The organism is Vibrio sp. TH_r3 (assembly GCF_033101115.1).
In the GTDB taxonomy this organism is placed as follows: domain Bacteria; phylum Pseudomonadota; class Gammaproteobacteria; order Enterobacterales; family Vibrionaceae; genus Vibrio.
The window spans coordinates 26,219-40,026 of the sequence record NZ_JAWMPW010000009.1; the positions used below are offsets into that span (position 1 = coordinate 26,219).

The following is a 13,808-nucleotide window of genomic DNA, read 5'->3' on the forward strand; positions in this document are numbered from 1 at the left end:
TAAAAAAATGTTGATTAGAACACCAGAGTGAGAGACCGTTCAAAGAGCAAAGACTCTAGATAACGTAAGCTAACTCACTTCTGAAAAAGAAACGTGAAACAAATAGAACAATATAATTAGAAATCGGACCAACCTGAGCAATAGCTCAAAAAACAAGGACCTCAATATGAAATATGTGAAACATATTGCTACCTCTACACTGCTTGCTGCAACTGTATCGACGACTGCGTTTGCAGGTGTACTCGTTATTAACTCCGATCAAGCTGATCCGGCACCAAAAGCCGCATGGGCAGAGATTATTCAGCGGTTCGAGACTGCAAATCCGGATATTACAGTAAAATATAATCTTTATGATAAAGAAGCGTATAAAACAACAATTCGTAACTGGTTAGTGACCTCACCACCAGATGTTGTTTACTGGTATGCCGGTAATCGTATGAAAACTTTTGTTGATCGCGGCTTAATTGAAGATGTCAGTGATTTATGGCAAGAACAAGACATGATGAGTGACTTTAAATCTGCCGCTCCAGCAATGACGGTAAATGGAAAGCAATACGGTGTTCCATATACTTACTATCAATGGGGGGTGTACTATCGTAAAGACCTGTTTGAAAAATTTGGTATTGCAGAGCCAAAAACATTTGAAGAGCTAAAATCAGCTGCAGCAACACTGAAGAAAAATGAGGTTGCCCCATTTGCTATCGGGACTAAGTATCTTTGGACAGCAGCCGGTTGGTTTGATTATCTTAACTTACGTACAAACGGTTTAGATTTCCATATTCAATTAATGGATGGAAAAGTACCTTATACTGATGAGCGAGTTAAGAAGACCTTTGAAAATTGGAAAGAACTGGTAGAGCCTGGTTATTATTTGAAAAATCATGCGTCATATTCTTGGCAAGAAGCTCAACCGTTCTTATATAATGGTCAAGCAGCTATGTATCTAATCGGTAACTTTATTGCGCCTAATTTCCCAGAAGAGATCAAAGACAAAATGGGCTTCTTCCAATTCCCAGTAATTGATCCTTCAGTGCCAATGGCCGAAGATGCACCAATGGATACTATTCATATTCCTGCCAAAGCAGAAAACAAAGCTGACGCACGTAAGTTCCTTAAATTTGTTGCTCAGCCAGACATACAACAGCTTATTAACAGTAAAATGTTGCAGATCCCAACCAACAGTAAAGCGAAAGCGGTCGATAATGAATTCCTCAATATCGGTGTAAAAATGCTGTCGGAATCAGCTGGTACTGCACAGTTCTACGACCGTGATACTAGCCCTGCGATGGCAAAAGAAGGTATGAAAGGTTTCCAAGAATTTATGGTTAAACCTGAACGTTTAGATGCCATTCTAAAACGTCTGGAAAAAGTACGTCAGAGAGAGTTCAAATAACTTCTGTTTAATTGAGTCTGACTATGAAACAGCCGCAGCCAATTTGGTTGCGGTTTTTTCCTCTTTTTATATTTATTGGAGAGGTTAATTATCTCTCAAGCACACGTCACTTATCCCCTTGAGTCTAAATTAATTTCTCCAATTGATATCACTTGCAGGTTATAGAATATGAACACTATTCATTTATTTAGCGCCAATACCAGCGTTGTTATTCTTACAAAACCCACACCACAAATTCTCTATTGGGGGCAAAAACTCGATCAGTGTGATGATTCGATTGCATTATTAACAGAACGAGCGGTTTCACAAGCACGTCTAGATATAGATATTCCTTTATCACTGTGTCCTGAAAATGGCAGAGGCTTATTTAGTACGGCAGGGTTAGAAGGTTTTCGCACGGATCCACAAGGGCGAAATGTTGATTGGGCTCCTGTTTTCCAAACCACACAAGTTCAAGCTGATGAGAAGTATGCAACATTGACCTGCTTGGATGAAATGGCGCAATTACAACTTACGATCGAATTGTATTTGGACAGCTCTGGGGTGTTGAGAAAAACGCTGTGTATAAAGAATAGTGGTAAAACGTGTTATCACTTGAATCGTTTAGTTAATACATTACCGTTACCACATCGTGCGGATGAAGTGATGAGCTTTCATGGCCGTTGGAGCCGAGAATTTCAAACTCAACGAGTCTCTTTGCAACATGGCGCTTTTAGCCAAGATAATCGACGCGGGCGGACATCTCACGAATATTTTCCGGCTATGATGGTGGGCAATAAAGGTTTTTCAGAGCAGAACGGTGAAGTATGGGGAATGCATTTAGCTTGGAGTGGCAATAATCATATTCGCTGTGAAAGCAAAAGTGATGGTCGACGTTTTGCTCAAATGGGCGAGTTACTTTTGGCAGGGGAAATATCCCTTGCGCAAGGTGAATCTTATACGACACCAGAACTCTATGCATGCTATAGCAACATAGGGCTGAACGGTATTCGAGCACAATTTCATCGATTTGTTCGGCAAAATATCCTTGCATTTCCAACCGATACAGTTAGACCCGTACATCTTAATACCTGGGAAGGGATCTATTTTGACCATGACCCAGATTATATTAAAAACATGGCAACTGAAGCTGCCAACATCGGTGTTGAACGTTTCATTATTGATGATGGTTGGTTTATTGGCAGACATGGAGAAAAATCTGCATTAGGTGATTGGTTCTTAGATAAAAATAAATACCCAGATGGGCTCGAACCGGTGATCGAACATGTTAATCAATTGGGTATGGAGTTTGGTTTATGGGTGGAACCAGAAATGGTGAATCCTGATTCGAATTTATACCGTAAACACCCAGATTGGATACTTGGCCTTGATGGTTATGAGCAGCCAAGTGGCCGATACCAATATGTGTTGGATTTGCAAAATACACACTGCTTTAATTATTTGTTCAATTGCCTAGATGCATTACTTACTGATTATAATATTCGCTACTTCAAGTGGGATATGAATCGAGAATTAGTTCAACCAGCACACGAAGGCAGCCCGGCCGTTAACGGGCAAACCAAAGCATATTATCGACTTCTGGATGAGTTAAGTAATAAGCATCCAACCGTCGAAATTGAATCATGTTCTTCTGGAGGTGGGCGTATTGATTTTGAAGTACTCAAGCGCACACACCGTTTCTGGACCTCAGATTGTAATGATGCATTAGAAAGACAAACCATTCAGAAAGGGATGAGCTATTTTTTCCCACCTGAAGTAATGGGCGCTCATATTGGCCCATTTGAAAGTCACACTACTCGTCGTCGGCACGATATTAATTTACGTGGAATTACCGCACTGGGTGGTCACATGGGGGTGGAGTTGGATCCAGTGAAAGAGAGTGATCAAGAAAAATCACGCTTTGCACATTATATAGCCTTACATAAGCGTTTCCGTACATTATTGCACTCTGGTGAGCAGTTCTATTTAGATTCCAATGACGTCAATCGTACCGTTTACGGAGTCACTAATAGCAATGAAATGCTCCTTACTGTCTGCCAACTTGCTATGCCTGACTACGCCAATGCAGAACCTATTCGTTTGGCTTACTTGCAGCCCAATAAGCAATACAAAGTAGACGTAATTGATTTTCCACAAGCCAGCAAAGGGTTGATGAAACAGATGCCACATTGGATGCATGAAAGCCGCATATTTAGTGGTGAATTACTTAATAAAGTTGGTTTAAGTATGCCTATTCAAGATCCTGAAACCGCCATGTTAATTAGTATTCAAGCAGTATAGAGGATATAACCAATGATAACTTTTGAAGCCTTGATCGCACGTCGAGATTGGGAGAATCCACTCTGTTTTCAAACTAATCAGATAGAGGCTCATAGTCCACTCAACCATTTTATCTGCGTGGAAGATGCACTAATCAAGAAAAATAGCGCCAAGATGAGTTTAAATGGTCATTGGAAATTTAAACTATTTTCTCAGCCGGAAATGGTACCCGATGCATTTGCTGCCGCCGATTTTGATGATTCCACTTGGAATAGCATCAAGGTGCCAAGTAATTGGCAGTTACAAGGTGAAGATATTACGGTAATGCACGGTGCCGACCCACAAAGATTAGATCATCCTATCTACTTAAATATAAAGTATCCATTCGATGTTAACCCACCATTTGTACCCAAAGATAATCCAACAGGCTGTTATCGAACCTCTTTTGAAATGAACGCAGCGGATCTTGAAGCGCAAACCCGCATTATATTTGATGGGGTTAATTCTGCATTTCATTTGTGGTGTAACGGAGTATGGGTTGGGTATTCACAAGATAGTCGGTTACCCGCTGAGTTTGATCTGTCTGACCACTTAGTGTCAGGTACTAATACGTTATCGGTCATGGTATTACGTTGGAGTGATGGTAGTTATTTAGAAGATCAAGACATGTGGTGGTTAAGCGGTATTTTTCGGGATGTATCTTTGTTGTACAAGCCTCAAACGCACATTGCCGATGTATTTGTCACCCCTTCACTCGATGCTTGTTTTCGTGACGGTACGATTGCCACGGAAGTTGTTTTAGCCAATCCAAAGCAGCATAAAGTACAAATTCAATTGTTTGATGGGCAGACAGCAGTAACAGAGCCAGTAGAAGGGCAAGTGCAAAATAGGATTGTTGATGAGAAAGGTGGATGGGACGACCGAGTTTTTCTCAGCTTAAAGATTGAACAACCTAAACATTGGACAGCGGAGACGCCGAATTTATACCGATTTGTGGTATCGCTCATTGATAAAAATGGCAAAGTAGTTGATGTTGAAGGCTACGATGTTGGTTTTAGAAATATTGAAATTACAAATGGGCAACTGCTCGTGAATGGCAAAGCTCTATTGATAAAAGGAGTTAATCGACACGAACATGAGCAAGATAACGGCCATGCTATCAGCGAAGCCAGCATGATTGCCGACATCAAATTACTCAAGCAATCGAATTTTAATGCGGTGCGTACCGCGCATTATCCGAATCATCCACGGTGGTATGAATTATGTGATGAATACGGGTTGTATTTAGTTGATGAAGCGAATATTGAAACACACGGTATGTTTCCAATGGAACGATTATCGGCTCATACTCAATGGAGCGCGGCTTACATGATGCGCTTTACTCAGTTAGTCGAAAGAGATAAGAATCATCCTAGTGTAATTATATGGTCGCTTGGTAATGAATCAGGACAAGGTGCGACTCATAATGCCATGTATGCATGGGCAAAAGAGCGCGACCCATCTCGTCCTGTGCAATATGAAGGCGGCGGTGCGGATAGTACTGCGACCGATATTATTTGTCCTATGTATTCTAGAGTCGATCAGGATCAGTTGTTCCCTGCCGTACCTAAATGGGCGATAAAAAAATGGATTGGTCTACCGGGAGAAAATAGGCCGTTAATATTGTGTGAATATGCTCATGCAATGGGAAATAGTATTGGCAGTTTTAATAAATATTGGCAAGCATTCAGGCAGTACCCTCGTTTACAAGGTGGATTTATATGGGACTGGGTTGATCAAGGTTTAACTAAAGTTGATCAGAACGGCATTAAATATTGGGGTTATGGCGGTGATTTTGGCGATGTAAATAATGATCGACAATTTTGTATTAATGGCCTCATTTTTCCAGATAGAACGCCTCATCCGACTTTATTTGAGGTCAAGTATTGTCAACAACCTTATCAATTTTCCCTGATTAATAGCCAACAAATAGCACAGTCTGTTCATTGGACAGTTCAAGTAACTAACGAATACTTTTTCCGTACAACCAGCAATGATCGGTTTACTTGGACGTTACTAGAAGATGGTAAACCAGTGTCACTAGGCGAATCAGAGTTAACAATACAGCCTGATGACCAATACCAATGGCAGATTGAGTGTGATTATCAACTGAAGATTGGTTGTGATTATTGGCTTAATATTGATGTCAAACTCAAAGAGGAAACGCAATGGGCAGAACAGGGTCATGTTGTAGCCACAGAGCAATTTAAGGTAACCAATAAAAATCGTTTATCACTAGAGAGTGGCGTGTGTACCAACGCTCATTCAAGTATTGAGATAACAGAACAACCGGATAGTTGGATTGTTACAGTCAATAATACCGAATTTAGCTGGGATAGAAACAGTGGGGAGCTTGTTAGCTGGAGCAAAGCTGGAAAAGCGATGTTAGCTGAATCGATAAAAGATAACTTCTATCGAGCGCCGATAGATAATGATATTGGCACCAGTGAAGCTGATTTTCTCGATCCTAATGCACCGATTGCACGTTGGAATGACGCTGGATTAGGGGCATGGCAAAAAGAATGTATTTCAACTCAGCTCACAACGATTGGTGATGAGGTATTGATTACTAGTCAGTTCGCTTATCGTTATAACAATCAACTTATGGCGCTGACGAAATGGAAACAATACGTTACGATAAATGGTCAAGTTACCTTAGATATTGAAGTGCAAATAAACGAGCACTTGCCACCATTGCCACGAATAGGGCTCGAAATACCGTTATGTCCTGATTCAATCAGTAACAATGTTTCTTGGTATGGCTTAGGGCCTTTTGAAAATTATCCTGATCGTTTATCTGCTGCACGGCTAGGGCATTATCAACTTCCACTGGAAGACATGTTTACCCCTTACATTTTCCCAACGGAAAGTGGCTTAAGATGTGATACTAGCTGTATTGATTTAGATGGAATAAAGGCAAACGGGCAATTTCATTTTACCGTAAACCAATATGATCAACTGCAATTGAATCAAGCAAAACATCCGAATGAATTAGTGAAACAGAATATTGTGTATTTGCGTTTAGACCATAAACATATGGGAGTTGGCGGTGATGACTCATGGAGTCCAAGTGTCCATAAAGAATACTTAATTGAAGAGAAACAATGTCGATATCAAATTAAACTTAGTTGAATCTGATTGTTCTAACTTTATTTTTTAGCGTTGTTTAAAAAAAGAGCTTATTAGATAGATAAAACCCCCGAACTTCATAAAATAGAGGTTCGGGGGTTTTTAATTAAAGAGTCATATTAAGAAAGAGCTTCTATTTGACCTTTAATTATTTCAGAGTGAGTACCAAATACTGCTTGGAAATTATCACCTTTAACAAATACACCCGCGGCGCCTAGTTCTTTTAGTTTGTCGGTATCAACAAGCTCAGCGTTGTGTACAGTAATACGTAAGCGAGTAATACAAGCTTCTAACTCTTTAATGTTAGCTTTGCCACCAAATGCAGCCATGATATCAATTGCCAACTCATCGTTACTAGTATTCGCTTTTGTTTTTGCTTCACTTTCATCTTCACGACCTAGTGTTTTTAGATTGAGCGTTTTGATTAGAGTAGTAAAGACTACAAAGTAAATTACGGCATAAACCAAACCAATTACCGGCAGCATCCAGCCATTCGTTGAATTACCAAACAGCAATGTAAAGTCGAACAATCCGTGGCTGAATGTTGTACCGTGCTTAATTCCTAACAGAATCATTACAACAAAGGCTGAGCCAGCAAGTAATGCGTGAGCAACATAAAGTAGTGGCGCAACAAATAGGAATGCAAATTCAATTGGTTCAGTAATACCAGTTAGGAATGACGTTAACGCTGCAGACCCTAAAATTGAAGCCACTTTAATTTTGTTTTCCGATTTTGCGGTTACATACATAGCCAGACATGCAGCCGGAAGACCAAACATCTTGAACATATAACCACCCGCTAAGTTACCCGCTGTAGGGTCACCTGCTAAATAACGAGGTATTTCACCGCGAACTACTTCACCAGCTGCTGTTGTAAATTCACCTACTTCATAGAAGAATGGCGCATTCCAAATGTGGTGTAGACCGAAAGGTATTAGTGCTCGTTCAACCAGACCGTATATGCCAAATGCCACTTCTGGAGACTGATAAGCCGCCCACTCAGAAAACATAGCGATACCAGCACCAATAGGCTGCCACACGATGGCAAGAATAGCCGCAACCACACAAGCTGCAAGTGACGTAACGATTGGAACAAATCGTTTACCACCAAAGAAACCTAAGTAAGTTGGGAGTTTAATTGCGTGGTAGCGATTAAATAGCTCGGCTGCAACCAAGCCCATGATAACCCCGCCAAATACCCCCGTATCCGTACCTTCAGCAACAACACCGAGTACACGAGTCATGGTTAGGTAACCTAGTGTCGCAGCAAGTGCCGCTACACCATCATTTTTAGTAAAACCAAGTGCTACACCAATAGCGAATAAAAGTGCCATGTTAGCAAATACACCTAACCCTGCTTCGGTCATTATTTGCGCTACGATGTCAGGCAAGAATTTTGCAACTTCTGAGTTACCACCAATACCAAGTAAAATACCAGCAGCTGGCATACAGGCAACAGGTAGCATTAAACTGCGACCCATTTTTTGCATTGTACTAAATAAGTTCATTAGAACTCCTTATTAATATAATAGTTAATCAATTAATTAATAGAATGATTAAATTAAATTTTTTGTTTTATTTGTTAAAGTTAATAAATATTGATTTAAACGTATTAATAAAAGGAAGCGATACTAAGGCGCTAAAAATTTATTTTTAATACATTTAAATAGAAGATATATATCTCGTTTACGGCGAGTATATTACCTGAGGCATAATGCTCTGAACGAGTTAACTGTCACGCTGAACGTAACAAAACGTAACATAATGCAATACTCGAGTAAGAGTCTGGTAAGATGTGTCGAATATACGTTACAAAGGCGATTTCAGTGAATAATGTGAATTTTAACTTCAGAAAATGATGTTAATAACAGCAGATAATTTACGATTACCTGATAGTAAAAAATAATAAGAGAAGAGGTAAGCTTATGTATGCAAATAAACGAATACTAGTCGTGGATGATGATGAAGAAATTCGCGATCTTCTTGAGGAATATTTAACCAAAGCAGGTTATACCGCTATTTTAGCGTCTGAAGGTGAAGAGATGAAACGTCGCCTTTTAGAAGCTGAACCGGATTTAATATTACTTGACGTGATGATGCCTGGAGATGATGGTTTTACTTTATGTCAGTACGTAAGAAAGTCTTCCAATGTACCTATTATTATGCTGACCGCAGTTTCTGACGAAACCGACCAAATTGTTGGATTAGAAATAGGCGCAGATGATTATGTCGCTAAGCCATTTAGTCCAAGGCAGTTAACGGCTAGGATTAAAGCCATGCTGCGGCGCACACAAGTAACCGATTCTGCACCAGAAAAACCAAAACCGAAGTATATTCAGTTTGCTGATTGGAAATTACATGTTCAGTCGCATACGTTAACCAATCAGTTAACAAACAATGAGTTTGAATTATCGGGAAAAGATTTCACTTTGTTAATGCTATTTTTGCAAAACCCGAATCAAATTCTTGATAGAGACAGTATTTCGCAAGTAATCAAAGGTAGAAATGCGCTGCCTACAGAGCGAGGACTTGATGTACAGTTATCACGATTGCGTCATCAACTCGGCGACAGTGGTAAAAAACCCAAACTGATTAAGACTATGCGTGGAGACGGTTACATACTTTCTGCAGATGTTACTTATGAAGATTGATGCTATTTGCCAGTGCTAATACCGCATACTAAATGTTGATTACGATATACAAATGTATAAATAACGCTCATTATGAAAACGAGTACCATCGATGGAAACTAACAAAAATATGGGCTATGTATTTTGCACTAAGTTTACCCGTTTAGGCTGTAAAGTGAAGGAAAAATGTGTCTCCATCATTCCTCGATCTCTCGTCTCTCGTACGTTATGGCTTACATTACTTTCGGTTATTTTTGCGCAACTTATTGCTACCACGATCTGGTATGCCCAATCAAAAGATAGAGAGTTAGAAGGGCTCAAATCTACTGCCACTAGTATGGCAAATAACTTTGCTTCAACCGCCAATTTTTTCCAATCTTTACCTTTACAATATCGACATATGGTATTGAATCAATTAAGAAATATCGGAGGAACACGTTTTTTCGTTTCATTTAATGAAGAGCAAATAACGATTGATCCAGCCGGTAGTAGTGAAATGAAAACCGCGACCGTTGAGGTATTTGAGTCGGTTTTGGCACAGAAATTAGAAAAGATTAATGATATAGAAAATATTAAAGTTGAATTCTCTCGGCCAGAAAATCTTCATGTGCTAACCAACGATACTTTGTTAAGTGATCTTCCTAAATCTTGGGCACATTATACTCTGCGTTTAGAACCGCTAAATCCGCCCATTTTAGTGGTACAAATTAAGTTAGCCGCTAATGAATGGCTGTATATTGCCGCGTTACTGCCGTCGCCTTACGTTATGCTAGAAGATGAAGTGATTACTAATCAACAACTGTTTTTTATCTTTTTTATCACCGCACTATTAATGAGTTTTACCTACATTATGGTAAGGCGGCAAGTTAAGCCTTTAAAAAACTTAGCCAAAGCAGCAAATGCATTGAGTACTGATATCAATCAACCGCCATTAGTTGAAGAAGGTGCAAGTGAATTGGTCACCGCAACCCGCGCATTTAATCGTATGCAAGAAAGCTTGAAAAAGTATATAGATGATAGAGAGCGGTTATTTAGTGCGATTTCCCATGACTTAAAAACACCCATTACTCGTTTACGGATCCGCTCTGAATTAATAGAAGATGAGCAGAGAGAACTTAAATTTAACCGCGATTTGGATGAGTTAGAGTTGATGGTAAAAGGTGCCTTACAAACGGTAAAAGACACCGATATCCATGAGAACTTAGTCCAAGTTGATGTAGTAGAGTTGCTCAAGACTATTGCTGAGCAATACAACACAAAAACAGAGCACGTGTTGTTACAAACGTCTAAAAGTATTCCTTTGGTTTGTAAGCCGTTAGCGTTAAAACGATGTTTATCTAATTTAGTTGGTAATGGCGTCAAGTACGGTAGTAAAGTCACTATTACTATACGTGATAGTGCCAAAGAACTGGAAATCAATATCATTGATCAAGGCCCTGGTATCCCCGAAACCAAAATGGAACAAGTATTTAAGCCTTATGTGCGATTAGCTAACGACAGTGATGGACACGGGCTAGGGCTAGGAATTTCGAGAAGTATTGTTCACTCATTAGGTGGGCAATTGGTTATGTGCAATTTAGATGAAGGTGGATTACAAGTGCAAGTAAATTTACCAAGAGTGGCGTTAAGATGAGAATATTACCATCAAAAATAACCGTTAAATCTGGTGCTAAACTTAACATTATTCCTGAAATTAAAGCGTTGGCAACCCTGAAAAATATTGCAAGGTTACTGTTGTGCTCTGCGTGGTTCAGCTTGTTAATTAGCCCTATTGCCAACGCGGCCGAAGTGGAAGTACTGCACTGGTGGACTTCTGGTGGAGAAGCTCGTTCCGCGAAACTATTAGAACAAGGCATCGAAAGTAGGGGACATATTTGGAAAGATTTTTCGGTTGCTGGCGGTGGTGGACAAAGTGCCATGATGGTACTCAAAGCTCGAGCCGTGTCTGGTAATCCTCCAACTTCGGCTCAAATCAAAGGTTATGATATCCAAGAGTGGACAAAATTAGGTTTTCTGACCAGTTTGGATGATGTAGCAAAAGAAGACGATTGGGATTCACTTTTACCATCAACGATATCCGAAATAATGAAATATAAAGGTCGTTACGTTGCGGCTCCAGTGAATATTCACCGAGTTAATTGGCTTTGGATTAACCCTAAAGTTTTACAACAAGTTGGGGTGCCTGTCCCTACAACGTTAGATGAATTTTTTGCTGTTGCAGATGCAGTAAAGGCAGCGGGTTATATCCCTTTAGCTCACGGGAGACAGCCTTGGCAAGATGCGACTGTTTTCGAATCGTTAGCCATTGCCATACTTGGGCCAGAAGATTATTACAACGCTTTTGTTGAACTTGATTTCGATGTGTTATCCGGTAAAAAGATGCAGCAGGTGTTTAGCGCCTTCAAGAAAGTCGCGAGCTACATTGATGAAAATGCACTCGGTAGAGACTGGAATGTGGCGACTCAAATGGTCATGAATGGTGAAGCCGCAATGCAGTTAATGGGCGATTGGGTAAAAGGCGAAATGACATTTGCTGGTAAAGTACCCGGAGAAGATTATTTGTGTGTTGCCGCTCCAGGAACAGAAGATATATTCAGCTACAATATTGACAGTTTTGTGTTCTTTAAATCTCATGATCCATCAAGAGGTTTAGGGCAAAAAGAGTTAGCTAAAACAATCATGTCTAAAACATTTCAACAGCAATTTAATTATAGTAAAGGCTCACTTCCTGCTCGCAATGATGTGTCTATGCAAGGGTTTGATGAATGTACCTTCAAGTCTAGGAATGCATTTACCCAAGCGGAAAACAATCACACATTAGTACCTAGCCTTTCCGCGGACATGTCAACAACCAGCTTTATTCGTGACGCGATGATAGATGTCATTAGTGAATTTTTTAGTGATCCATCTGCTGATCCTAAAAACGCGCCCGCTCGCTTAGCTAAAGCAGTGAGAGCGGCTAAATAAACTAAAGCTCTCAATTCTGGTTAATAGCAGCACATATTATTTTGATGCGCTATTAATAATGATTTACGTTTACATGAAAAATCCTCAAGTAATTCTACATATTTGAGGATTTTTTCGCCTTTAATGAGATATAATGATTTATTTGTGGAAACGTTTACACTATTTGAGTTTGATCACAGCAATTAAGGTTGATAGCCTCTACACTTCATTCATCGTCTATTGAGTGTACTGATTTGAATTACAACGCCAATAGATTCTAATTTTTAGCGCGTAGTTGCGTAAAAGAGAGGCTAATGTGAAAGTTTTAGTTACGGGTGGGATGGGGTATATCGGCAGCCATACTTGTGTCCAAATGTTGGATGCTGGTATTGAGCCAATTATTGTCGATAACCTTTGCAATAGTAAAACCGCTGTACTAGATCGAATTGAAGCACTAACGGGTGCTCGTCCTGCTTTTTATATAGGTGATATTCGTGACGAAGCATTTTTGGATAACGTTTTTTCAGAACATGATATCGACGCTGTTATTCATTTTGCTGGTTTGAAATCGGTCGGTGAATCTGTTGCAAAACCTCTTGAATATTATGATAACAATGTAAATGGTTCTCTTGTGCTTGTACGTTCTATGCATAAAGCAGGAGTTAAAAGTATTGTATTTAGCTCTTCTGCGACCGTTTATGGTGACCCTGATGTTGTGCCAATTACTGAAGATTCTCCAGTAGGTGCAACAACCAATCCATATGGCAGCAGCAAGTATATGGTTGAAGGGGTATTAACCGACTTTTTTAAAGCTCAACCCGATTGGAGTATCACACTACTTCGATATTTTAACCCAGTTGGAGCTCACCCTTCAGGCACCATGGGAGAAGACCCACAGGGTATCCCTAATAATTTAATGCCATTCATTGCACAAGTTGCAGTCGGCCGACGTGAAAAACTGTCGGTGTTCGGTGATGATTATTCTACACCTGATGGTACTGGTGTACGTGACTATATTCATGTTATGGACTTGGCCGACGGCCATATTGCCGCGCTAAATTCTGTTGGTAAAAAAGAAGGTTTGCATATTTATAACTTAGGTACAGGTAAAGGATCTAGTGTCTTAGAGATGGTGGATGCATTTGCAAAAGCAAGCCAACAGCCTGTTCCTTATGAAATATGCCCTCGTCGTCCTGGTGATATTGCTGAGTGTTGGGCAAGTACTGCTAAAGCAGAAAAAGACCTTGGTTGGAAAGCGACCCGTACGGTTGTCGAAATGACAACAGATACATGGAATTGGCAATCTAAAAACCCACAAGGTTATAAATAAAATCTAAGGCTAGATATCTGACATTACTCCCTAATACTAATAATTAGGTATTTAGCCATTCAACTCAATTGCAGTGAGAATT

General features: G+C 39.9%; 8 protein-coding genes. 7 read left to right on the top strand and 1 reads right to left on the bottom strand.

Translation table 11 applies throughout. The features are described from left to right. Positions 1–166 precede the first annotated feature (166 nt). From R3X26_RS09935 to R3X26_RS09945, 3 genes are all read left to right on the top strand, one after another. Positions 167–1,393 (top strand): ABC transporter substrate-binding protein, encoded by a 1,227-nt coding sequence (locus R3X26_RS09935; protein ID WP_317717149.1) that lies wholly within the window; start codon positions 167–169, stop codon positions 1,391–1,393. Between the two features lie 168 nt (positions 1,394–1,561). After that, entirely contained in the window at positions 1,562–3,673 is a 2,112-nt protein-coding gene (locus R3X26_RS09940; RefSeq protein ID WP_317717150.1) for an alpha-galactosidase, read from the top strand. Positions 3,674–3,685: 12 nt separating this feature from the next. Beyond that, entirely contained in the window at positions 3,686–6,823 is a 3,138-nt protein-coding gene (locus R3X26_RS09945) for a beta-galactosidase (protein ID WP_317717151.1), read from the top strand. Positions 6,824–6,939: 116 nt separating this feature from the next. Here the strand turns inward: R3X26_RS09945 and ptsG are convergent, their stop codons facing one another. Then, a complete protein-coding gene (gene ptsG, locus R3X26_RS09950; RefSeq protein WP_317717152.1) occupies positions 6,940–8,328 on the bottom strand; it encodes a PTS glucose transporter subunit IIBC in 1,389 nt (462 codons plus the stop codon). Positions 8,329–8,745: 417 nt separating this feature from the next. Between ptsG and R3X26_RS09955 the strand changes: the two genes are divergently transcribed. The 4 genes from R3X26_RS09955 (at position 8,746) to galE (ending at position 13,726) form a co-directional block, all read left to right on the top strand. Continuing rightward, a complete protein-coding gene (locus R3X26_RS09955; RefSeq protein WP_317717153.1) occupies positions 8,746–9,471 on the top strand; it encodes a response regulator transcription factor in 726 nt (241 codons plus the stop codon). Between the two features lie 91 nt (positions 9,472–9,562). Then, the gene (locus R3X26_RS09960; RefSeq protein ID WP_317717154.1) at positions 9,563–11,083 is read left to right on the top strand and encodes an ATP-binding protein; all 1,521 of its coding nucleotides are present in this window, start codon (positions 9,563–9,565) and stop codon (positions 11,081–11,083) included. Further along, positions 11,080–12,417 (top strand): ABC transporter substrate-binding protein, encoded by a 1,338-nt coding sequence (locus R3X26_RS09965; RefSeq protein ID WP_317717155.1) that lies wholly within the window; start codon positions 11,080–11,082, stop codon positions 12,415–12,417. Before R3X26_RS09960 ends, R3X26_RS09965 begins: the two co-directional genes overlap by 4 nt. Before the next feature lie 295 nt (positions 12,418–12,712). Then, complete coding sequence (galE, locus tag R3X26_RS09970) at positions 12,713–13,726, top strand: UDP-glucose 4-epimerase GalE (protein WP_317717156.1); 1,014 nt, start codon at positions 12,713–12,715, stop codon at positions 13,724–13,726. The last annotated feature ends 82 nt before the right edge of the window (positions 13,727–13,808 follow it).